This window comes from Gardnerella sp. DNF01141 (assembly GCF_049244255.1).
GTDB lineage: Bacteria > Actinomycetota > Actinomycetes > Actinomycetales > Bifidobacteriaceae > Bifidobacterium > Bifidobacterium vaginale_E.
Genome location: NZ_CP058391.1, coordinates 501,490 through 525,562, shown reverse-complemented (window position 1 = coordinate 525,562; position 24,073 = coordinate 501,490). Strand labels below are relative to the sequence as shown.

Genomic DNA, 24,073 nt, shown 5'->3' with positions numbered 1-24,073 from the left:
TAAAAAATATTAGGAAAGGAACGAAAATGGCTGAAGCTAAGGAAGATCTTACGTTTACGCCGGAAGAATCGCGTTTAATTTGGATTGATTGCGAGATGACGGGTCTTGATATTTTCCACGACGAATTATGCGAAGTATCTGTAGTTCCAACTGATTTTAATTTGAAAGTTTTAGACGACGGAATTGATTTAGTGATTAAGCCGAGCGATGCTGCTGTGGCTCATATGAACGATTTCGTGCGCAATATGCACACTTCTTCTGGACTTGTTGACGAGTGGAATAAGAACGGTTTGCCTTTGGAAGAAGCGCAAAAGCAGGTAGTTGAGTACGTAAAGCGCTTCCTGCCGGCTCGCGGAAAAGCTCATCTTGCTGGAAACTCAGTTGGTTCTGACAAAAAGTTCCTCGACCGTTACATGCCAGATTTAATGGCAAATTTGCATTACCGCGTAATAGATGTAAGCACGTTGAAGGAAATTTCGCGCAGACTTTATCCGGACGTTTACCGCAATAAGCCGGCAAAACATGGCGGTCACCGTGCGCTCGCGGATATTATTGAGTCGATTGATGAGCTTCGTTACTACCGTGACATGATGTTTGTGCCAGCTCCAGGCCCAAGTGAGTCTCAAGCAAAAGCTGGCGCGCAGCATATTGAAAGCACGAGCTTGCTTCGTGACTACGAGCGTCGCGGAGAAGCATTAGAAGACGTAAATTCTGCAGAAAAGCGCGACTACTAAATACAACGCTACTATTAAATAAAGCGCGACTACTAAACGCAATAAAAGGTACTGCCAATGAAGCAATCCGAAGCTCTAACCATAATCAACGCTGGTGCAAGCGCGTTCATTACCGGCGCTCCGGGTGCAGGTAAAACCTACGTATTAAACGAAGCTATTCGCGAAATGCGAAAGAACGGTTTAAGCGTGGCTGTAACGGCTTCTACCGGAATCGCAGCAACTCATTTAAACGGTCAAACCATTCACTCTTGGAGTGGAGTTGGAGTTGCAAACGCACTTACGGATACGCTTCTTAAAACCATTAGAGCTAGGCGAGGAAAGCGCATAAAAGCCACGGATGTGCTCGTGCTGGACGAAGTTTCAATGATACACGCGTGGCTTTTCGATATGGTTGACGAAGTATGCCGTAAAGTGCGCAAAAATCCCGCTCCTTTCGGCGGGCTTCAAGTAGTTATTTCGGGCGACTTCTTCCAGCTGCCTCCTGTTAGCACTTCTATGCGAAATCGTGACGTGTTCGAGCCGAGCCCGGAGTTTATTTCGTCGCGCGAAAAGTATGCTGCAGCTGGAAAAAATCCGGAAGGCTATATTACGGAATCTTTCGCCTGGGATGCTTTGAAACCTGTTGTGTGCTATTTAACTGAGCAACATCGTCAAGACGACGGTAAGTTACTTGATGTTTTAACAGATATTCGTAGCGGTCTAGTAAGTGACGACGATAAGCAAGTGTTGGCCAGCCGTCTTGGCGAATATCCTCAAGATGACGAAGTTGCAGTACATCTTTTCCCAACGAACGCGCAAGCAGATGGTTTAAATAATATGCAGCTTGCGGAAATTAATGCTGAGCCTCACGAATTCGTAGCAACGCAAGCTGGACCTAAAAATCTTGTAGAGCGCTTAAAGAAGAACATGCTTGCTCCGGAGCGTTTAGTTTTGAAGGCTGGAGCTGCTGTGATGGCGTTGCGTAACGACCAAGATAAGCAGTACGTAAACGGCTCGGTTGGGCGCGTGTTGCGTTTTGCGCCTGAATCTAAGGGTGGATGGCCGATTGTTGAGTTTGAAAACGGCAATATTGTAACTCTTAAGCCTGCTGCGTGGGAGATGACGGACGGCGAAACTGTACTTGCTAGCGTAAATCAAGTGCCTCTTCGTTGCGCGTGGGGAATTACGATTCATAAGTCGCAAGGTATGACGCTTGATAGTGCCGTTATGGATTTGCGTAGAACTTTCGCTCCCGGAATGGGTTATGTTGCGCTTTCTCGCGTGGAAAATCTGCAAGGTCTTTACTTAGAGGGCATTAATGATCGCGCGTTTAGTGTTTCGTCGGATGCTGTGCTGTTGGACGGATCTTTGCGCGATGCTTCAAAGCGTGCGAGTGAGCTGCTTGCTAGCGATGGTGCTTCTGTGTTTGTTGCTAAAAACGCATACGGTGATTTCGCGGATCAGCAGGAGTTTAGTCTTTTTGAAAATTCCGGCAATGATGTTACGGACGAGTTTTCTTTCGGCGACGAGTTTTAGTGCGATTTTTTGTGGAACATTTGCCGGGGAATTCTCCGGCGTTTGTTGCTGCAGTGGCTGTTTTTTGGAACATTTGCCGGAAATTTACCTGGCTTTTGTAGCTGAATTTGCGTATTTGGGAAACATTTGCCGGAGTTTTAACTGGGTTTTTGTCGCTGCTTTGGCTTGTTTGTTGATGCATGTAAACAAGTGTTTATGTCCTCATGCGCAAATAGATTGGAACGCATGAATTCCAATGTACTTCGTATGTCTCAGCTGTTCCTTCGTACGCTGCGCGAGGATCCTGCAGACGCGGACGTGACTTCCGCAAAACTTATGCAGCGCGCAGGCTATATTCGTAAATCCGCTCCAGGCGTGTGGACTTGGCTGCCGCTCGGGCTTAAGGTTTTGAACAAAGTTCAGGCAATTATTCGCGACGAAATCAACGGTATTGGTGCGCAGGAAGTTCATTTCCCAGCGCTTCTTCCACGTGAGCCTTACGAGGCTACAAACCGTTGGGAAGAGTACGGCGACAACATCTTCCGCCTTAAGGATCGCCATGAGGCTGACTATCTTCTTGCTCCAACGCACGAAGAAGTCTTTACGCTTCTTGTTAAGGATATGTATTCTTCTTACAAGGATTTGCCTGTTACTTTGTATCAGATTCAAACTAAGTATCGTGACGAGTTCCGTCCGCGCGCTGGCCTTATTCGCGGCCGCGAGTTTATTATGCAAGACGCTTACTCGTTCTCGATTGACGAAGATGGTTTGAAGTCTGCTTACGTTGAAGAGCGCGCTGCTTACGCTCGCATTTTCGACCGTTTGGGCATTAAATATGTGATTGTTCACGCTGTTTCCGGTCCAATGGGTGGTTCTGATTCCGAAGAATTCTTGGCTCCAATGCCAATTGGCGAAGATACTTTTGCGCTCGCGCCTTCCGGAAAAGCTTGGAATGTTGAGGCTCTTACCACTCCAGAAATGCCAGATGTTGACTACTCTGCAACTCCTGCTATGGAGACTCTTGATACTCCAGATGCTAAGACGATTGAAGCTTTGGTTAAAGTTTCTAACGATTTGCATCCGCGTAAAGACGGCCGCGAATGGCAGGCAAGTGACACTTTGAAGAACTTGATTATTGCCGTTAAGCATCCGGCTGATGCTGAGGGTGGCGAGCATGATGAGCCATGGCGTGAAATCGTGGCTATTGGTATTCCAGGGGACCGCCAGGTAGATATGAAGCGTCTCGAAGCCCAGTTTGCTCCTGCAGAAATTGAAGAAGCAACCGAGGATGATTTAAAGTCTCATCCTGAGTTTGTTAAGGGCTACATTGGCTTTAGCGTATTAGGTCCTCAAGCTCTAAAAGAGGGTAGTGGAATTGCAAATCCTGTTCGCTACTTGATGGATGCTCACGTTGCAAAGGGAAGCGCTTGGATTACTGGAGCTGACGAAGAAGGAAAGCACGTTTATAACGCTGTTTACGGCCGCGATTTTGAAGCGGACGGCGTTGTTGAAGCGGCACAAGTTCGCGACGGCGATATGAGCCCAGATGGTTCCGGTCCATTGAGCTTCGAACGCGGTGTGGAAATCGGCCAGGTGTTCCAGCTTGGCTTAAAGTATTCTAAGGCTTTGGGCTTAAGCGTTCTTAACGAAAACGGTAAAGCTGTACCAGTTTGGATGGGCTGCTACGGTATTGGCGTTAGCCGCGTGATTGCATGCTTGGCAGAAACGCATCACGATGACGCTGGTTTAGCATGGCCTATGGCAATTGCTCCAGCTCAAGTTCACGTTGTTGCAACAGGCAAAGATCAGGTTGCTTTCGATGCTGCTGAGAAGGTTGTTGAAGAGCTTAGTAAGCAGGGAATTGAAGTAATCTTCGACGACCGTCCAAAGGTTTCTCCAGGCGTAAAGTTTAAGGATGCGGAGCTTGTTGGCGTACCGCTGATTGCTGTTGCCGGTCGCGATACCGTGAACAACGGCACGATTGAAATCCGCGATCGCAACGGATCGAATGTTGAAGCGGTCCCAGTTGACGAGGCTGCAAGCCGCATTGTAGAGCGCGTAAACGCTTTGCTTAAGTAACGGCCTGTTTTACAATTTGCCGCCAGGAATACTACTACTACTACTACTACTACTACTACTACTATTCTTGGCGGCATTATTGTTTATCGTGGTGCGCGAGGTATTATTTACTTTCTTTAGATATCAGCATCACCTCCATATTCGTCGTCCGTGCTGTCTGAGTGAGAGTCAGTACGTTCTATTTTTTCGTTTTGTGACTGATTGCTGTCTTTCGTCTGCCCATTTTTAGCAGTTTCAGCGTTTCTTTTTGTAAATTGAGTAGTTCCGCGATTCAAATCGTGCCCAATAGTAGAAGCTTCCAAAATTACGCGATTATAATCGTTTCCATCTTTCGTCCAGCTTTCTGTACTCAAGTTGCCGTATACAACGATTGCATCACCTTTATGCACGCTTTTTAGTACGTTTGAAGCCAAGGTTCTATACGCTTTCACAGTCATCCAAGTAGTTGGACGCTCATGCCATTGTTGCTCGTCGTTACGGTAATATGATTGCGTGCTCGCAATTCGTAGTGAACAAGCAGGAGAATTTTCGCTGCGCCCAAAGCTTACAGGCTCAGCTCCTACGTATCCACTAATAGTCACGGTCGACTGTTGTTGTGCCATATTTCATAGTCCTTTCACAAATTGGACTGCAGCCATTTCAGCCCCGAAATACAGAGCCATCATTGCCTCTGAGCTTCGCAGCCACGAGGAAATGCCGCAGTAATAACACTATGAACTTTGCGCAACAACTTTGCCAGCAAATTCTTCTATTGTGGTTAAAACCTAGCTTTTATCCACAATGTAATTAATCTCTTGACTGCAGCAAAATACGTAGTAAATGCTCCGCAATTATCTGCACATGCGTAATAATTCCTTATTTCAGGGTAGTATTGAGCAAACGTATTGAAAGTATTGAATGCAGTGAAGAGATATTTATGGTGGAAAGTAATCAGCAATATGCGAAGCATAAATCTAATATGCGCAGTTGGGTTAGTATCCTTGTTGTTTCGGCTGTATGCCTAACTGTGTGCGCAATATCGCAAAATTTTGCTGACTTTACTTTAGAAAATTCTAATGCGTATCATCAGGCATATCGTAACGAATATAATCACGAATATCATCACGAATATCATCAGAATCCAATAATTCAAACAACTAATTCTGCTTCTGCTGCATCTTTTATTCAGTCAAGTAATGTAGCGCATTACGTTCTTTCTTCTATTCGAAATGCAAGATCTAGGCTTTATGATGACCGAAGCACGTATTTTAATGGCGTTCCTTTGCAAGATTACGTTAGCCGTTACGGTCTTACCAAAGAAGCGTATGTTAATAATATTCAGTACGATTCTGCAAATGAAGAGGATGCGTTCCGTCGCGCGCAAGAAACTGCTCAGCATGGGCAGTTTGGCCATTTTGGCCCAGATGGTGTGAGTGAGCCTGATTACACTGGTCGAAAAGCGTGGGGTGAAAATTTAAGTTGGGGTGTGGATCTTGCTGGCTCTATGCAATTGTGGATTCAAGATGAAGAGTCGGCTTTGCGCGCAACTGGTGGAAGTTTTAACGAAGATAATGGTCATTTGTATCAGATTTTGAATCCTAGCAATATTTCTTTCGGCTACGGAGAGGCTTCGGGTGGCCCTTATGGTGTTGTTGGAGCATTGACACTGTCGGAATATAACGGTGATATTGATTATCCGGATGGTAAGATTGGTTCAGAATCTCCCGAAGAGCAAAAGAAGCGTGCTGAAGAGGAGAGAAAGAAGAAGGAAGAGCAGAAGCGTAAAGATGAGGAAGCTAAGAAGAAAAAAGCTTTAGCTAAAAAGAAGCATGTGAAGCATAAGCATCATAAAAAGTTAGCGGAAGCTATGAAGAAAAATGTTTCAACGAATAAATTTATTGTGATTATTTCTGTGATTTTAAGCGTGCTGGTTTTGTGCGCAATTGCAGTGGTGGCTTGGATTTTCTTAAAACGAAGGCTGATTTCTAAAAATAGTTTGCACGTGACGCATATTGCGCGTAGCAAAACAAGTCTACATTTAGAGCAACGCCGTTAGTTTGGCATTCTCGTGATTAAGCTCATTCTATGTTATAGATATTTATTACATGAAAATTTATAGATAGTTATTTTATTTATACAAATAATTGCTTATGATTCTGTATATGGAAGGTAATATTTCTTATGCTATCGGCATTGACGTCGGTTTAAATTCAGTAGGTCTTGCTGCGATTCGTTTGGATAATAATGGTGAACCTATAAGAATACTTAAAGCAATGAGTGTTATTCATGATGCTGGTATTGATCCAAATGGGGCAAAAGAATCTGATACGCGTAAAGCAATTTCTGGTGTCGCGCGGCGTGTGCGCAGGTTGTATCGTCAGCGCAGACGTCGTTTGCAGAAACTTGATTTTCTACTGCATTCATTGGGTTTTCCTGTTGTTGAAAACAAGGATTTAGATTTTTCTGATTCGTTTATTCCATGGATTTTTCGTGCAAAACTTGCTGATGAATATATTGCGGATGAAAAACAACGTAAACAAATGTTAAGCGTTGCAATTCGTCACATTGCTCGACATCGTGGTTGGCGCAATCCTTATCAGTCAATAAAATCAATGACGCAAGAGACTGAGTATTCTGAATTTTACAATGAGTTGTTAAAAAATATTGAAAAATTTGCGCCAGGAGTAGGTTGTGAAGGTTCTACGCCTGCGCAATTAGTGCGTGATTATCTTTTATTGCAACAAGGTAAAGCCTCGCGTCGTTTACGTATAACTACAGACGAGAAAAGGAAAAATCATCCCAACTCATTAAATCCTATTTTACCACGTAAGCTAATGCAAAGTGATAACATGCTTGAGATTCTCAATATTTTCAATGTGCAACATATTGATGACAAGTATGTTAGAGAGCAGATTATTAATGCTGTTTTTTATGCTAAATCTCCGCGTGGCTCTGCAGAAAATCGTGTTGGCAAGGATGCTATAACAGGAAAAGGTAAGCGTGCACTAAAGGCATCGTTAGCGTTTCAGAAATATCGAATCATATCTACTATTTCTAATCTTCGCATAAGAGAAAATTCAAAAGAACGTTGTTTAACAATAGAAGAAAAGCAAAGTGTTTATAAATTATTAACAACTTCGACTGATGAGTCTTCAAAAGAGAAAAGCGCTGAAGCGCCATTATATACTTGGATTGATGTAGCTGATTGCCTCGGAATTGAACGCTATAAGTTACGTGGAGTAGGATCACAAATAGGAGATGGAGAATCTGTTGGTAATCGTCCGCCAATGTTGAATAGTGAGTTAGCTATTATTTATGCAAATAATAAATCTTTAGGGAAATCGTTGCTGACTTGGTGGTTAGATGCTAATCGTACGCAAGAAGATAAAGAAGCTCTTATTGAGATATTGAGCAACACTGTAGACATAGAAGCAATTCATGATAATCCTGAATATCAAGATAAGTACGGTTCAGCAATAGCGTTTATTGATTCAATGGATGAAACAGAAATTGCGGCATTGGAAAATATTTCATTACCTGATGGTCGTGCTGCTTATAGTTTGGAAACATTAGATAAACTCAATAAACAAATGCTTGAAACTGATGATGATTTATTTGAAGCGCGTAAAAAGTTATTTAATTTACCAAATAATTGGCGTCCATCTGAAGCTCCTATTGCAGAGCCTACAGGTAATCCTTCAGTTGATCGAGTATTAAAAATTGTGCATCGATTCCTTATAAGTGCTAAAAATCGTTGGGGCAATCCTGAACGTATTAATATTGAACATGTTCGTTCTGGATTCAAATCTAAAAAAATGGCGAATTCATATAAGGAATTATTAGATAAACGAACCAAAGGTAAAGAAAATCTTAAAGCAATGATGCGAAACTCTTTGCATTTAGGCATGAGTGATTCTATTTCAGATGCAGATATACGCCGTTATGAGGCGGTTCAACGTCAGAATGGGCAATGTTTGTATTGCGGATCTGAGATTACTTATCATACTTGTGAGCTAGACCATATTGTTCCGCGTAAGGGACCAGGTTCTACGAATACTCGTGAGAATTTAGTTGCTACTTGCTCATTGTGTAACGCGCAAAAGTGTAATACTCCTTTTTCAACTTGGTGCGAGCAGTCTACATATTGCAAGAATCATGATATTAGTGTAGATTCCGCTATTAATCGGGTTCGTGCTTTTATTTTCCCTCCTAACTCATACGACAAACGCGGTGCTAACCAATTCAAAAAAGAAGTTATAGCTCGCTTGAAACAAAAGGTTGGTGATGAAGCGTTCGATAATCGTTCTATTGAATCGGTTGCATGGATGGCAAACGAATTGCATCGTAGAATTGATTGGTATTATAATTCGCAGAATTATCAAACAAACAATGGTATTTCCGATATAACTAATAAAGCTCAAACGAATGTTGGAGTTTATGCTGGATCGCTTACTGCTATAGCAAGAAGAATGTCTGGAATTGACGGAAAACTAGAGTTCTTTGATGGTAGAAGAAAAACTCGTTTTGATAGACGACATCATGCAGTTGATGCATCAGTAATTGCAATGATGACTCCAGGAATAGCTCAAATACTTGCAATTAAATGCAATCTGCGTGAAACACAGTTATTGCAAGGTAATAAAGTGGTTCCCGGTGGTATTGATTGGAAAGAATATCCAACGGCGAATGATCAAGGATATCAGCAATATGCTAATTGGTCTGTTCGTATGAATGCGTTATTGAAACTTCTTAATGAAGAAATGAGAGCTGATCGTATTGCTGTGGTTAATTCTATTCGTTTGAGATACAATAATTCTTCTGTTCACCAATATAAGGTAAATGCATTATTGAAGTTGCATGTCGGTGATGAAATCGACAGTGGAACAATCCGACGTTCTTCTACTCCTGCACTTTATTGTGCTTTGACAAGGAATCCTGATTATGATGTAAACAATGGTCTTCCTGAAAATCCAAATAGAGCTATCCTGTTGCATGATAAGAAGTTAAATGCTGATGATTCGATTACTTTTTTCAAAGCACAAGCAGTGCAGCTTTTCGTACGAGAAGGTTCTGCAGAGATTGGTAGTTCTACCCACCATCTACGTATTTATGAATACTTTAAAAAGTTGAAAAGTGGAAAAATTAAAAAATCTTATGGAATGATTCGTGTATTTCAAAATGATTTGCATAGACATATTCATGAAGATTTATTCTCGTGTGATTTGCCTGAGCAGTCTATCTCAATGAGATATGCTGATACGGAAGTCGCTCATGCTGTGCAAACAGGTAATTCTAATTATCTCGGATATCTTGTGCCTGGCGATGAGATTATCGTTGATTTTAGTCATGTTAAATTATCAGGAAATATAGGTACATTTGTAGAATTCCTAAACAAAATAGGTGCAAATTGTGCAGCATATAACCATTGGGTGGTTGTGGGTACAGACACTGAAAAAGTTCTGATACTTAAACCATCGATGATTTCTTCTGAAGGAATTGACAAGTTGTATTCGAATTGCAAGCGCAATAACTTCGATTATTCTTCTTATGAAAAATCTATTAATGAGATTCTAGTTGGTAAAGGTTGGCGTGTTTCGGTTAATGTATTGGCCAAGTATAACGCAGAAACTATTCGACGTAATGCGTTAGGTGAAGTGCGTTGGACATCGCGTTCTCATTTACCTATTTCTTGGAGTTGGAATACTGGAGAAAATAGAGAATAGAGGAATTATGCAGAACGCTTGGCGTGTGATTGATTGCACTAATTTACAAGGTGAATTACGGTATATTCGCGGTAGGATTTTAGTGTGTGATCACGCATTAGAGCAGAAAGTTGAAATTCCTCTAGCAGAAACTGCAATATTGCTTATTGGTTTGCATTGTAATTGTTCTGCAGGTCTTCTTCATCAGTGTGCTGAATATGGTACTTGTGTAATGACCTGTGATTGGCGATGCGTTCCTGTCAGTGCTATGCATTCGTGGGCCAATGTTCCTACGAGAATTACCGTCCGTCAATTGTCGCAGGCAACAATGAGTGCGCCTCGAAGAAAAGCAGCGTGGGCTCAGATTGTTCGCGCGAAAATACGTGGACAAGCGGCTTGCCTTGATTTATTAAATAAAGAGGGAGGTGGATTATTACGAGGACTATCTAATACTGTTCGTTCTGGAGATGTAACGAATAGGGAAGGCCAAGCTGCTCGTGAATATTGGAAACGTATTTTTCCTGAAGAAGAAGATTTTCATCGTAAACCTGGGTCTGGTCAAGAGAGGAATGCTTTACTTGATTACGCTTATATGGTGTTACGTGGTTTTTCCATTCGTGCAGTTTTATCTGCTGGTCTTAATCCAACAATGGGCATGAATCATCATAATGGCACTAATTATTTCTGCTTAGCAGATGACATAATTGAACCATTTAGACCAGCTGTTGATTACGCTGTTTCAAAATTATCATTCTCAGATACTACGAATGATAAGGCAGTTAAGAAGTATTTGATCGACAGTGTTAATCAACAGTTTAATGGTTCTGGACATACGATTCCTAGTGCCTTATCTGATTTAGCTCAATCATATGGCATTTATGTGGAAAAAGACGTGGAAGAATTTCAAGTACCACAATTCGTAAGGAGTGGATTATGAAAGTCGATGAGGACAGTGGTGGCATGTGGTGTTTAGTAATGTTTGATTTACCAGTGAAAACAAAAGTGGAGCGTCATGCTGCAACTGTATTTCGCAATATGCTGCTTGATATGGGATATGCAATGGTGCAATTTTCTGTATATGTTCGTTATAGTCCCACTCAAACAGGAAATAGAACTTCAGTAAAAATAATTAAGGATAATCTTCCGCCGCGTGGATCTATACGCATTTTACATGTCAGTGATCATCAATGGTCATCTGCGCAACGTTATTACAATGCCAGGCAAGAAAAGAAAGAAGAAACCCCAGATGTCGCTATGCTTTTTTAATCGTAAAAAGCTTTATAATAGTTGAAATTCTACCATTCTTGACGATATACCAATTATATCAAGAATGGTAGAAGCTAATTTTCAACACTTATTCGTGATGGTGTTTGCGTGTGGCAATTATATCAAGAATGGTAGAAGCTAATTTTCAACTGGCTAGCAAACATTCGAGACACGGAAACAATTATATCAAGAATGGTAGAAGCTAATTTTCAACGCTGATACAAAGATATCAATAATCCAAACAATTATATCAAGAATGGTAGAAGCTAATTTTCAACTAATGTTTGTAAATGAACTAGAGCTATGCAATTATATCAAGAATGGTAGAAGCTAATTTTCAACGCATACTCGCTTTCCGTGCGCGTTTCATCAATTATATCAAGAATGGTAGAAGCTAATTTTCAACTATGCATTATAAGTTTGCAGTTGACGAACAATTATATCAAGAATGGTAGAAGCTAATTTTCAACAAAATTGTTAAGACCCGCCATGTTTTCTCAATTATATCAAGAATGGTAGAAGCTAATTTTCAACAATATGTTACGCATACCAATTACCAATTCAATTATATCAAGAATGGTAGAAGCTAATTTTCAACAATAATGGCAGTAAACATCAGTCAGAAAGCAATTATATCAAGAATGGTAGAAGCTAATTTTCAACTGTATTTATACAATGCTAGGCATTGACACAATTATATCAAGAATGGTAGAAGCTAATTTTCAACCTAACAAGCAAACCGAGACAGACTTGGCCAATTATATCAAGAATGGTAGAAGCTAATTTTCAACGCTTGTAAACAGAAACATGGGTTGAAAGCAATTATATCAAGAAGGATAGAAGCTAATTTTCAACACTCTTACAAGATCTCGCAGACGCACATCAATTATATCAAGAATGGTAGAAGCTAATTTTCAACAAATAAACAAAAACGGGGAAGCTGGAAAGCTTCCCCTGCAGTTATAGTCATCAAAACTGCTGAGCAATCAAACTGGATAACAAGTCCAGTCTTATTGAAAATTAGCATTCTTAGTGTATCATTTTTAAGAAATAGAAAACAAGTGAATTTTTTAATTTTTGTTAAAAGATTTGAAAAGTAACATATTGATATAATTAATAGATAGTGTAGTTGAAAATATTTTTACTTTACGCATATGTGCGTTTTCTAAAAAGCATCTTCTGTAAATGTATGTATGTAGTCTTCGTATAAACAATATTCATATATTCATAATGGGAACGTTACTAAGGTGGCGTTCCCATTATGTTTCTTTATATTAAGAAAATTATTTACGCGTTATCTGCGAATTGCAGTCATTCTCGTTATTGCAACTTACCAAATGTGCACGCGCTCAGCAGGGTCGAGCCACATTTCGTCGCCTTCTTTAACATCGAAAGCATCGTAGAACAAGTCAACGTTTCGAGCAATGCCGTTAGTACGGCATTCTGCAGGGGAGTGTGGGTCGATTTGAAGGTATTGTTCCGCAATCTCGTTACGAGCCTTGGAACGCCATACAAGCGCGTAGCTTAAGAAGAATCGTTGCAAAGCAGTAAAACCATCTACCTTAGGAGCGTTAAGCAAGGTCTCTCGAATTGCGTCGTCACTTCCTTCGATTTCTTGCCCCTTGCTCTTTTGCAAAGCAAAAGCGTAGGCTTTAAGCGCAATAGTTACGCCGCTTAAATCGCCAATATTCTCGCCGATTGTTAAAGCGCCATTTACGTGAGGCATTGCATTGCGCTCTTCTTTGCTCTTCAAGTGAGAGTACTTAACGATAAGCTGGGTTGGTGTAAAAGCGTTGTATTGTTCAATAAGCTTTTTAGTGCGCTCAGCAAAGTTGGTTTTGTCTTCTTCAGTCCACCAATTGTTAAGAACGCCGTCGCCGTCGTATTCGCAACCCTGATCGTCAAAACCGTGGCCGATTTCGTGGCCGATTACTGCACCAATAGCGCCGTAATTTGCTGCGTCTGGAGCACTTGGGTTAAAGAATGGCGGTTGCAAAATAGCAGCTGGGAACACGATTACGTTAAGCAACGGATCGTAGTAAGCGTTAACGGTTTGCGGAGTCATCTGCCATTCTTCGCGATCCACAGGATTTCCAGCTTTTGCAATATTCCTGCCGAAGCCAAATCGAGAAACTTCGCGCATATTCTCAACTAAGCTAGCATCTTCCTTAATATTTAACGCAGCATAGTCAACCCAATGATTCGTGTAACCAATATTTGGCTCAAACTTGCTAAGCTTTTCCAAAGCCTTCGCCTTAGTTTCCTCGCCAAGCCAGCTGCTGTGCGAAATCGACTCGCGGTAAGCATTAATAAGATTGTCAACTAAGCCTTGCATATACTTTTTAGAAGACTCAGGGAAGTGCAATCGCACGTATTCGCGTCCAACTTCTTCGCCGCAAGAATCGTCAACAACTGCGATTGCTCGCTTCCAGCGGTCGCGTGGCTTTGTGGCGCCAGAAAGCACTTTGCCGTAGAAGTCGAATCGTGCTTGTGCAAAGTCCTCGCTCAACATGCTTGCCCAGCACAAAATCACGTGCACGCGCGCCCAAAGCTTCAAATCTTCTAAATCGGCTTCCTGCCAAATCTTATTCAATCCTTCTATAAAGCTTGGCTCGTGAACTACTACTTTGCTAAAAGCTTCACGAAGGTTGATTGGCTGATTCTTTGCTTCTTCTGAGTTATCGTACGCTTTTTGTGCAGCATCTAAGAAAGCGTTGAGATTAAGCGCTTCAAGCTTTTTTGCCAAATCTGCATAATCGCAAGGATTATAAGTTTTTTGAGAATCGCGAGTTGCAACATTATCCCAGTGCTTGCTTGCGATTTTAGTCTCAACATTCAAGAAACTATCGGCTTGCGCTTGTGTAGTAGTTGCGTCTCCGTATCCGGCCAAGCGAAGCAATGAAGCTACCATTTTTACGTATTCAGTGCGAATTGGAGCGTAGTTATCTTCGCGATAGTACGCTTCGTCTGGCAAACCCAATCCAGACTGCTCAATATGCATAATATTCGTCTTAGGATCTTTAGGGTCTCCGTAAACGCCAAAATAAAACATTGCGCCTGGTCCGCCGTACGGGTTAAGTGCGCCGAGTGTGCGAACCAAATCTTCCTTGCTGGTTGCCGCATCAACAGCGTCTAAATCGCTCTTAATTGGCGTAATTCCAGCTTTTTCAATAGCTGCAGTATCCAAATATTTACGGTATAAGGTTTGTGACTTTGTAGCTGTGCAATCTTCGCTTTCTAAAATATCTCGAATTTGCGTCTCTGCATCTTCTGCAAGCTTGTAGAAAGCGCCGTACATTGGCTTGTCTTCTGGAAGAGTGTAAGTGTCAATCCACGGACCGTTTACGTAACGGAACAAGTCGTCTTGTGGGCGAATAACTGACGAGAAGGAGGCTGGATCAAAATCTACAGCCGAAAGTTCCTTCTGTGGTTCTTTATTGCTGTTATTAGTATTGTTTTCATTGTTATTAAGCATGAGTTTAGCTTACAAGTATTAAGCGACACTATTAGTTATTATTTGTGACTTATTTTCGCCATATTTTGCGCTATTTTCGTGCCTGCGCGTTAGTCTTGAAGCATGATTGAACTGAAAACTCCATCTGAAATTGAAGCGATGAAACCTGCAGGTCGCTTCGTCGGTAGTATTCTTAAAGACTTAAAAGCAATGACCAAAGTTGGCACAAATCTTCTTGAAATTGATGACTTTGTTCGCCAACGCATTATGAGCCGTAAAGGTGCGTCTTCTTGCTATGTTGATTACGCTCCTGATTTTGGAACTGGTCCTTTTGCGCACTATATTTGCACTTCTGTAAACGATGCTGTTCTTCATGGAGTTCCTTACGATTACAACATTAAAGACGGAGATTTGCTAACTCTTGACTTGGCGATTAACGTCGACGGCTGGGTTGGAGATTCTGCTATTAGTTTCGTGGTTGGAAAGCATGCGGATCCTGAGGATTTGCGCTTGATTAAGTGCACTGAGGAAGCTTTGGAGGCTGGCATTAACATGGCTCAGCCTGGAAACCGTCTTGGTGATATTTCTGCAGCTGTTGGTTGTGTTGCTCACGAGTATGGTTACAGCGTAAACCTTGAGTTTGGCGGCCATGGAGTCGGCCATATTATGCATGGCGATCCGCACGTTCCTAACGATGGCACTGCTCACCATGGATACAAGCTTCGCCCAGGTCTTGTTATTGCAATTGAGCCATGGTTCTTAAAGACTACTGATGAGATTTATCAGGATCCTAAGGATGGTTGGACTCTTCGTTCTGCTGATGGTTCTCGCGGAGCTCACAGCGAGCATACGATTGCCATTACGGAGAATGGTCCTGAAATTTTGACCGTAAGATAGTGGCATTAGTATCTTGTATAGAATTCAACTAAATGTTTCATCGGGTTTATATTAGTTTTAATGATTTTTATAACGGTATAAGCATGTGTAATTTTATGTTATAAACTCAGTTTTTACTAATAAAATAAATGGTGCATATGTTATTAATATGCACCATTTATTTATTATATTTTGTATTGCTCCATTTATTTTTTTATGATACATTCATCTTTAATAGCTAGAATGGCTAGCTTATAACACTGTTGTTATAGTTATTTATTAAGAGGGAGATAAGAATAATGAAAAAATATTATTCAAAAACTTTAGCTTTTGTTCTTTCAGGATTATGTGTATTTAGTTGTGCGCAAACCGCTTCTGCAGGTGAGCTGAAACTATGGGAACATGAGTATTTTGAAGGTAATTATGCAGCGTTCTCAAATTGTGATGTAGATTTTCAAGATAATGTTTACGATTCTGGAAAGCAAAATCTTGTTAGATGGGTGAGTATCTGGGATAGTCAGTTGTTTGGTGATCGTCGTATAGCAAAGATATTGAAAAATCGTTCAGTTAAATCATTTAATGTTATTAATGCTGCTGATCACGCAAGTTGCTTTGGCGGAGATTAGTAAATATAGAGAGTAAAACTGTGGAAGGATACTATCCTGCCACATTATGTATGTGAGTATAATGATTATGAAAATACGACGGTATGTTATTGATTGTTTTTTGATATTATGTTGCTTTGTACTTGTTTCTGGATGTAGTGGCGAGGTTACTGCAAAGCCTGCTATAGTGACGTCTACGATTGATTTGATGGGCGATGATTCTGGTATTTCACGTGCAGTTGATTTAGTTGCAGCACAGTGTATGCGTGCAAGAGGGTACGATATTGAACAAGAAAGTTCTTATGTTGTAAATCCTGCAAATAATGTATACGGGGAAATTGGCGGCGTATTTTCTTCGAAAGAAGAAGCCGTTGCAGGAGGTTATTATTCGACAGTTGATTATAGTAAAGGTTACAACGTTATAGATATGTATGGTAACACATTGAAAGGTGTTGCTCATAAAAAATTTGAACTCGATTATAATGGTAATGATAAGTTGATGGATGACGATAAAGATCGTGATTTAGCGTGTGACCCATTAGCTATTAGAATTGTGTATGGATCTCATAAAAGTTATGGTGCTATTGCTGACACAGTGCAAGATTTTTATAAAAGTGGATCTGGAAGTGCTTTAGATGATGAAGAAGTGCGTTCTGCAATTAATGAATATTCTTCATGCATGAGTCGTTCTGGTTATTCCGTCAAAGGATTGCACGCTGGAAAATTTGCGAAAAAACGTTTTGGAGTTTATCGCAAGCTAGGAGACCAGCCAAATGCAAAGGAACGTGCGTTGGTGAGTGCTGATTTTGATTGTCAAGAATCAGTAAATCTTCGCTCAGTTATTAAAAAAGTGTTTTCGCGTATAGCTGCAAAATGGATGGTTGAGAACGAGTCTGAATTGCTTGCTCGGCATGACGCTCTCAGTGCCGCACGTCAAAAAGCCAAGCAAATCATTGATGGTACGTTGACGTATGAGCAATATGCAAAGGATTATCCAGAAATTTTGAAATTGAATAAGCGATAGGTATGCATCAAGGGGAAACGGTCATGACTTCAAACACTGTTGCGTCACTATCTGGAAAACGTTGGCCTATTGTTCTGTTATGCGTATTGCTTGTTGCGTGCCTTATCGTAGGTACTGTATCCGTAACTATAGGTGTAATGAATGGTATTGAGCAAGCGAAGGTTATTAAATCAGCGCCAATCCTCACCCAAGTACAAGCACAATCAGTAGAACAAAAAGTGGATGGAATAATAAAAGATATACCACTTAATACAACATCGCTGAAATTGCCGGCGCAAGGTGTGGTGACGCGTGATGGTGCGCTTCATGGTATCGAATTACGCAATGCACAATTGATAACTGTAGTTGATGAAATGCCGTTAATGGTATGCAAAGGCAATATACCAATGTATCGTGCACTCGGTGAGGGAGACACTGGAGTTGATGTCATGCAAATTCAGCAGTGCCTGTCCAGCGCTGGGTATCCTGCTTACGATAAAGCGGGCATCTTCGGTACTAGTACTATTCGCGCGTTGAGAGACTGGTATGCGGCGCAAAAATTCGGATATTTCAACAAAGAAGGTATGCGCTTGAGTGTTGACCAAATTGATGATGTTGGTCTTGCTCAACATGCAGTAACGTTTGTTCCTGATATGCCGGTTCGTGTACAGGGAGACTGTGGTAAATCAGGGCAATCAGTACAATCAGTGCAATGTGACTTAGTTAGCACTAAGCATGATTATGTGCTAGAGGTAAAATTGAGTGCTATCCAGCAATTTACAAATCCTGAATCACTTGTTGGAAAAACGTTGCAAGGAATACCTGTTGAACAAACAACGTTCACGATTCATCGTATTAAACATAAGAGTAATCCATCTATACAAACTGATGCTATGAATAGTATACAAAAGCCAGTTGATTCTGTGGAAAACAATATGATGAATAATGATTCAGAAAAAGCTAACAAAACACCGGATTTAACGCCTTCAAATAGTGAACAAGTAGGTAGTGTTGATTATGTCTATTATCATGTAAAATCATCGAAACAAGTTACCGATAGTTTGGATAGTATTCCAGTTACTGTGGTTGTGGCTCAATCTGATAAAGATTCATTATCTGTTGCTTCTTCCGCTATACGTTCAAAAAATAACCGCTCATATCTTGAAACTTCTGCTGGGAAAAAGATTGAGGTTACTGTGGGTATATGTTTCCAAGGGCGTTGTGCAATAACAGGCAGGGAAATCAACCCAGGAATGGATGTAGTAATCGCTAAAGGTGATGAATCGTGAGTAGCAAGCAGACAGATTCTGAGGTGATTCGTTTAGAGCATATTTGCAGAAGTTATCCGCCATCAACCCACGCATTACAAGACGTTACTTTGTCGCTATATGCCGGTCATAGTGTAGCTATTACAGGTCAATCTGGTTCAGGAAAATCTACTCTCTTAGGTATTTTGGGATTGCTTGATCAGCCGACAGAAGGAACTTATTTATTTGATGGAGAAGATGTAGCAAGATTTTCGTCAACAAAGCGAGCTCTATTAAGAAGGAAATCGTTAGGATTTATTTTTCAATCATTCAATCTGATTGATTATCTTACTGTGCGTGAAAATGTGATGTTTCCTCTTGATAACAGCACTCTTACTATGCAAGAAAAAAATAATCTTGTTGATACTCAATTAGAACGTGTTGGTTTGTTGCATAGAACTATGGTTAAAACTTCAGATCTTTCTGGTGGCGAGCGTCAACGTGTTGCTATTGCGAGAGCATTAGCTTGTAAACCAAGAGTACTATTGTGTGATGAGCCTACTGGTAATCTTGATACGTGCAACAGTGAACATATATTGCAGTTATTGCTTAGTAGTGTAACATCTGATTCGTTAGTGATTATTGTTACGCATGATTCAGGAATAGCGAAAGCATGTGATCAGCATATTGTGCTTCGTGATGGGTGCATTGTTGGTAATGATATTACGCAAGCAGTAATGGTAAAAAATAGCGAGCATACACGATTAGCAGCACAATTGCTTACAACAGGTGAAGGTCATAATGCGTAACACTTTCAAAAGGGCTATTCTTGCAATTATTCGTCGCCCAGCTAGTACTTTTCCAACTTTAATTGCTATTATGCTAGCTGCTGCTACAGTAATAATTGTTGTTGGTATTTCTTCATCTTCTGCTGCGCAAACTGCTATACGTTTTGAACGTTTACAAGAGCCTGCTATTAGTGTTCATTTACCTTATGAGGCTTGGCGGGAATCAGAAAAATCTCTAACAAAAATGCTATTGAGTGATCCTTCAGTGTATCATGCTGGCACATTTGTATCTTCTGAAGCAACTGGTGTAGCCTTAAAAGTACATGTACCTCGTTGGAGTACATCAATAGAAGCCAATGTTGCAATAATGTCTTATGAAGGATTGCTAGCTCGCGGTGGGCGAATTGTAGCAGGTTCGATTCCATCTAGAACAGATATTGATCCTCTACAAGTGATGTTGGGGAATCGTATAGCAAAAGATTTGGGTTTGTCGTGTAATCATATTGGACAAACACTGCAAGTTGGCAAACACACAATGGTATTTGCTGGTATCGTCTCTGATGCACCAGAAAAATTAGATTTAGCAACATCAATCATTGTAACTCCTCAGACAGCATTTCGAATGAGATGGATAGGAAATCATCGCACATTGCTAATACTAACTGATGAAAGAGCTGTGAAAAGTATTGCAGAAGTAGTTGCAAGTCTAGTCTGGCCGTATGATTTGAAAGCTGTAAGTGTAAAAACGCCAGCAGATCCAGCCAAATTACGTCAAAGCCTTGTTGGCGATGCTCAGAATTTGGCACTGATTGTAAGTGGTGTGATGGTTACAGTAAGTATTATTAGTATTCTCAATACCATGCAATTGGCTGTTTCTGAAAGACATAGACAAATTGGTATTAGTATGGCATTAGGATTTACTCCAAAACAGATTATTACTCAATTCCTTGTTGAAGCAACATTACTGGGTGGAGTTGGTTCTACAATGGGTTTTCTTTTGGGTGCAATTGTGGTTATCTGTGTTGCTACATTCTTCTCATGGCCTTACTTATTACCATATTACGTGCTATTGATAGTACCATTCGGACTGTTTATTGGTGCTTTTGCAGGAATACTTCCTGCATTTAGAGCTTCTCGCATTGATCCTGCGCAACTTTTGCGTACGCTGTAATTGTATGTGTCCCATTTCTTCATCCGTGCTGATGGATACACTAGATACAGTATGAAAAGTGTGTTGTAACCTTCTAACGTCATGAAGAGCGTATTGTACGTAGGGCAACTCGATAAATATGTAAGTGATTAGGAGATGTATATCTCATGGCGGAATTTGATTTTGCACAGGCGCTACGCGATGTTGAATCAAAGTATGCTTCGATTGAGAAGGCTTTAGACGTCGATTCGTTGAAGGCTACGATTGCTGATTTAGAAAAGCAGGCTGCAGAGCCTGGGCTTTGGGATGATTCTGAGCATGCTCAGCAGGTTACGAGTAAGCTTTCCGCGGCTCAATCTCAGTTGAAGCGTTTGCAAGCTGTAGATCAGCGCATTGAGGATACTAAGACTTTAATTGAGCTTGGCCAAGAAGAAGGCGATGCTGATTCTATGAGCGAGGCTCAAGATGAGCTTGGCTCTATTGCTCACGAGTTGGACGATATGGAAGTTCAGACTCTTCTTGACGGCGAGTACGACGCTCGTTCTGCAGTTGTTACGATTCGCTCTGGTGCGGGCGGCGTGGATGCTGCTGATTTTGCTCAAATGCTTCTTCGTATGTACTTGCGTTGGGCTGAGCGAAACGGCTATAAAACTAAGATGATGGACACGTCTTATGCGGAAGAAGCTGGTATTAAATCTGCTACTTTCCAAGTGGATGCACCGTACGCGTATGGTCGCCTTTCTGTAGAGGGCGGCACTCACAGAATGGTTCGTATTTCGCCATTCGACAATCAAGGCCGCCGTCAAACCGGCTTTAGCGCAGTGGAAGTGATCCCTTTGGTTGAAGCTACGGATCATATTGATATTCCAGATTCCGACATTCGTGTGGATACTTTCCAAGCTTCAGGCCCGGGTGGTCAAGGTGTTAATACTACGTATTCTGCTGTTCGTATTACGCATTTGCCAACAGGCTTGGTTGTCTCTATGCAAGATGAGCGCAGCCAGATTCAAAACCGCGCAGCTGCAATGGCTGTTTTGCAGTCGCGTTTGCTTGTGCTTAAGCACGCGGAGGAAGCTGCTAAAAAGAAGGAGCTTGCTGGAGATATTAAGGCAAGCTGGGGAGACCAGATGCGCTCCTACGTTCTTCACCCGTACCAAATGGTGAAGGATTTGCGCACTGGCTACGAAACTTCACAAACTCAAGCTGTTTTTGACGGTGATATTGACGGTTTTATTGAAGCTGGCATTCGTTGGCGTCACGAGCAGCGAGTTGCGGCTCAAAAAGAAGCTGAAAAAGAAGCAGAAAAATAATCTTAAACTAAAGCTAAATCTAGAACTAAAAACCAATAATTACACATAATCTTCGGAAGGATTGAAACAATGTCGCTGATTTCATTAGATCATGTGTCAAAAATATATCCGAGAGGTACGCGCCCTGCACTAGACGATGTGTCTTTGCATGTGGATCGCGGAGATTTTGTGTTTCTTGTTGGCGCTTCAGGCTCTGGCAAAACCACATTGCTTAGTTTGCTTCTTCGCGAAGAAGAAGCAAATGGTGGGGAAATTCACGTTGCTGGTAACGATTTGCGCAGACTTTCTAACCGTCAGGTTCCGCAGTATCGCAGATCTCTTGGCTTTATTTTCCAAGATTATAAGCTGCTTAATAATAAAACGGTTTATCAAAATGTTGCTTTTGCTTTGGAAGTAATCGGCACTAGTAGAGCGACTATTCGCTCGCTTGTGCCTCGCGTGCTAGAAACTGTTGGCTTAACCGGTAAGGAAAATAACTATCCGCATGAGCTTTCTGGTGGTGAGGCTCAGCGTGTGGCTATTGCGCGCGCGTATGTAAATCATCCTCAAATTATTCTTGCAGATGAGCCTACTGGTAATTTGGATCCAACTACTTCTCTTGGAATTATGGAAGTTTTGGATGCTATTAACCGAACTGGCACAACAATTGTTATGGCTACGCATAATGAGGAGATTGTGAACTCAATGCGTAAGCGCGTTGTTGAGCTTCACGAGGGTAAGATTGTTCGAGATGAGCGCGAAGGCTCTTACGATTCTGCTCTTTACTTCCCGGATTCAGATGTTGAACAAAAGTCTAAAGCTCAGCAGTCTGTTGAAAAAAATAGTGAAGAGGCTGAAATTTCAGCTTCAAGCAATCAGCCTGAAAATACGGAACGTCATAAGCGACTTTCTAAAAAAGCTCAACGTGCGGAGCAGGCTCGTGAAACTGTTGATATTGTTACGCAATCTCTTCAAAGTGACACGGCAGAAAATGATGGTATTGCACGCCTTGCTCAGTCTGTTCATTCTGGAAGGACTGGCCGTTACGGTGAAGTGTTCCAGTCTTTGGAAACAACAATGACTTGGGGACGCGGGTTGGTTTCTACAAACGATAAAGACGTTGGAGAGGATGTTTCAGAAGTTGAGATTTCGGAAGATAATAAAGAATCCGCTGAATCTGCAGAAACTGTTGAATCCACTGAATCTCATGAAACTCATGAATCTACTGAAAATTCTGAAGTGAGTGAAAAATCGCAATCTGAAACTAGCGAGGAGTCGCAATCTGTAGCAGAAAATCATTCACAATCTGATTCTGAATCTGAGAGTAAGTCTCAGCTCCCTCCTATGCCTCCAGCTCCACCTAAGCCATCTGTTGCGGCTGCAAATACTAATAATGAGAACATTAGTGTTGACGATAGCAATAATGACACTAATAAAACTGAAGGAGCAGAGTAATGCGTTTAAGATTCATTTTTTCCGAAACATGCATTAGTTTACGCCGTAACGTTTCAATGATTCTTTCCGTTATGCTCGTAACTTTTATTTCCTTCCTTTTTATTGGTGCTTCTGTGTTAATGCAGGCTCAAATCACTAAAGCTAAGGGCGACTGGTATGACAAGGTTGAGGTTGTTGCATGGCTTTGCCCAGATGGAACTAGCCAATCTCCATCCTGTGCTTCTGGAAAAGCTCCAACAAACGCTGAAATAGTAAAACTTGAGCATGTTATTCACCAAGAATTAGGCGACGACGTTTCAAATATTACTTACGTAAGTCGTAATGAATTTTATAAAAATACCTTCCTAAAGCAGTATCCTAACGGAATGTATCAGGGTAGAACTCTTACCGCCGCAGATATGCAGGATTCGCTTCGCTTAAAACTTACTAATCCTATGAAATACCAGGTTGTTTCGGAAGTTCTTTCTGGGCGAGATGGTGTGGAAGAGGTTGTTGATCAGCGACAAATTTTCGACCCTGTTTTCAGTGTTCTTAATAGAGCTACAGTAGTTACGATTGTTCTTGCTGCAGTTATGGTTGTTGTGGCCATTATGCTTACAGGCACTACAATTCGTATGTCTGCAGCGAGCCGCCGTCAAGAAACTGAGATTATGCGTTTAGTTGGTGCTTCTAACTGGACTATTCGCATGCCGTTTATTCTTGAAGGTGCTTTCGCTTCCTTCGCTGGATCTTTGCTTGCGGGCGCGGCATTAAGCTTGGTTGTAAAAGTGTTTGTGACTGATTGGCTTGCGCAAAATGTTCGTTGGATGCCGTTTATAACGCAGTCTACTGTGTGGTTGTGTGTTCCAATGCTTGTTGCTGGAGCTGTTGTGCTTTCTGTAGTAGCTTCTGCTATTGCTTTAAGACGATACTTAAAGGCGTAAGTTAAATTATTTGCGTAAAAAATTCAAAA

General features: G+C 41.3%; 18 protein-coding genes and 1 CRISPR repeat array. Of the genes, 16 read left to right on the top strand and 2 right to left on the bottom strand.

What is annotated here, in order from left to right:
• Positions 1 to 26 precede the first annotated feature (26 nt).
• The 3 genes from orn to HXT35_RS01955 all read left to right on the top strand — a co-directional run bounded on the left by orn (position 27) and on the right by HXT35_RS01955 (position 4,307).
• Complete coding sequence (gene orn, locus HXT35_RS01965; protein WP_004107431.1) at positions 27 to 734, top strand: oligoribonuclease; 708 nt, start codon at positions 27 to 29, stop codon at positions 732 to 734.
• 57 nt (positions 735 to 791) lie between these two features.
• The gene (locus HXT35_RS01960; protein ID WP_004127431.1) at positions 792 to 2,249 is read left to right on the top strand and encodes a PIF1 family DEAD/DEAH box helicase; all 1,458 of its coding nucleotides are present in this window, start codon (positions 792 to 794) and stop codon (positions 2,247 to 2,249) included.
• 225 nt (positions 2,250 to 2,474) lie between these two features.
• Positions 2,475 to 4,307, top strand: coding sequence for a proline--tRNA ligase (locus HXT35_RS01955; protein WP_004127428.1), 1,833 nt, complete (start codon positions 2,475 to 2,477; stop codon positions 4,305 to 4,307).
• A gap of 116 nt (positions 4,308 to 4,423) precedes the next feature.
• Here HXT35_RS01955 and HXT35_RS01950 read toward each other — a convergent pair whose 3' ends face one another.
• Positions 4,424 to 4,909 (bottom strand): single-stranded DNA-binding protein, encoded by a 486-nt coding sequence (locus HXT35_RS01950; protein ID WP_004127425.1) that lies wholly within the window; start codon positions 4,907 to 4,909, stop codon positions 4,424 to 4,426.
• Between the two features lie 314 nt (positions 4,910 to 5,223).
• On the opposite strand from HXT35_RS01950, the gene HXT35_RS01945 reads away from it, so the two are divergent.
• From HXT35_RS01945 to cas2, 4 genes are all read left to right on the top strand, one after another.
• Positions 5,224 to 6,342, top strand: a complete 1,119-nt coding sequence (locus HXT35_RS01945; RefSeq protein WP_004127422.1) for a CAP domain-containing protein — start codon at positions 5,224 to 5,226, stop codon at positions 6,340 to 6,342.
• A 106-nt stretch (positions 6,343 to 6,448) separates the two neighbouring features.
• Positions 6,449 to 10,009, top strand: coding sequence for a type II CRISPR RNA-guided endonuclease Cas9 (gene cas9, locus HXT35_RS01940; RefSeq protein WP_004127419.1), 3,561 nt, complete (start codon positions 6,449 to 6,451; stop codon positions 10,007 to 10,009).
• 7 nt (positions 10,010 to 10,016) lie between these two features.
• Entirely contained in the window at positions 10,017 to 10,925 is a 909-nt protein-coding gene (cas1, locus tag HXT35_RS01935) for a type II CRISPR-associated endonuclease Cas1 (RefSeq protein ID WP_421788279.1), read from the top strand.
• On the top strand, positions 10,922 to 11,254 hold the full coding sequence (gene cas2 / locus HXT35_RS01930; RefSeq protein WP_004127413.1) for a CRISPR-associated endonuclease Cas2: 333 nt from the start codon (positions 10,922 to 10,924) through the stop codon (positions 11,252 to 11,254). Before cas1 ends, cas2 begins: the two co-directional genes overlap by 4 nt.
• 50 nt (positions 11,255 to 11,304) lie before the next feature.
• A CRISPR array of direct repeats spans positions 11,305 to 12,173; the repeat unit is 36 nt; unit sequence CAATTATATCAAGAATGGTAGAAGCTAATTTTCAAC.
• A gap of 411 nt (positions 12,174 to 12,584) precedes the next feature.
• Here cas2 and HXT35_RS01925 read toward each other — a convergent pair.
• Entirely contained in the window at positions 12,585 to 14,729 is a 2,145-nt protein-coding gene (locus HXT35_RS01925) for a M13 family metallopeptidase (protein ID WP_004129512.1), read from the bottom strand.
• Positions 14,730 to 14,831: 102 nt separating this feature from the next.
• Here HXT35_RS01925 and map point away from each other — a divergent pair, with 102 nt between their 5' ends.
• The 9 genes from map (at position 14,832) to ftsX (ending at position 24,044) form a co-directional block, all read left to right on the top strand.
• A complete protein-coding gene (gene map, locus HXT35_RS01920) occupies positions 14,832 to 15,605 on the top strand; it encodes a type I methionyl aminopeptidase (protein ID WP_004129509.1) in 774 nt (257 codons plus the stop codon).
• 278 nt (positions 15,606 to 15,883) lie between these two features.
• Complete coding sequence (locus tag HXT35_RS01915; RefSeq protein WP_004129505.1) at positions 15,884 to 16,210, top strand: hypothetical protein; 327 nt, start codon at positions 15,884 to 15,886, stop codon at positions 16,208 to 16,210.
• A gap of 187 nt (positions 16,211 to 16,397) precedes the next feature.
• Positions 16,398 to 17,213: a hypothetical protein gene (locus HXT35_RS01910; protein WP_004129503.1), complete on the top strand. Its 816-nt coding sequence runs from the start codon at positions 16,398 to 16,400 to the stop codon at positions 17,211 to 17,213.
• Between the two features lie 23 nt (positions 17,214 to 17,236).
• Positions 17,237 to 18,481, top strand: coding sequence for a peptidoglycan-binding domain-containing protein (locus HXT35_RS01905; RefSeq protein ID WP_421788275.1), 1,245 nt, complete (start codon positions 17,237 to 17,239; stop codon positions 18,479 to 18,481).
• Positions 18,478 to 19,248, top strand: coding sequence for an ABC transporter ATP-binding protein (locus HXT35_RS01900; RefSeq protein WP_421788273.1), 771 nt, complete (start codon positions 18,478 to 18,480; stop codon positions 19,246 to 19,248). The genes HXT35_RS01905 and HXT35_RS01900 overlap by 4 nt, the downstream gene beginning before the upstream one ends.
• Positions 19,241 to 20,398 (top strand): ABC transporter permease, encoded by a 1,158-nt coding sequence (locus HXT35_RS01895; protein WP_004129496.1) that lies wholly within the window; start codon positions 19,241 to 19,243, stop codon positions 20,396 to 20,398. The genes HXT35_RS01900 and HXT35_RS01895 overlap by 8 nt, the downstream gene beginning before the upstream one ends.
• Before the next feature lie 146 nt (positions 20,399 to 20,544).
• Positions 20,545 to 21,687: a peptide chain release factor 2 gene (prfB, locus tag HXT35_RS01890; protein ID WP_415700116.1), complete on the top strand. Its 1,143-nt coding sequence runs from the start codon at positions 20,545 to 20,547 to the stop codon at positions 21,685 to 21,687.
• A gap of 69 nt (positions 21,688 to 21,756) precedes the next feature.
• Complete coding sequence (gene ftsE / locus HXT35_RS01885; protein WP_421788271.1) at positions 21,757 to 23,121, top strand: cell division ATP-binding protein FtsE; 1,365 nt, start codon at positions 21,757 to 21,759, stop codon at positions 23,119 to 23,121.
• On the top strand, positions 23,121 to 24,044 hold the full coding sequence (gene ftsX, locus HXT35_RS01880; RefSeq protein WP_004129488.1) for a permease-like cell division protein FtsX: 924 nt from the start codon (positions 23,121 to 23,123) through the stop codon (positions 24,042 to 24,044). The genes ftsE and ftsX overlap by 1 nt, the downstream gene beginning before the upstream one ends.
• Positions 24,045 to 24,073: the final 29 nt, after the last annotated feature.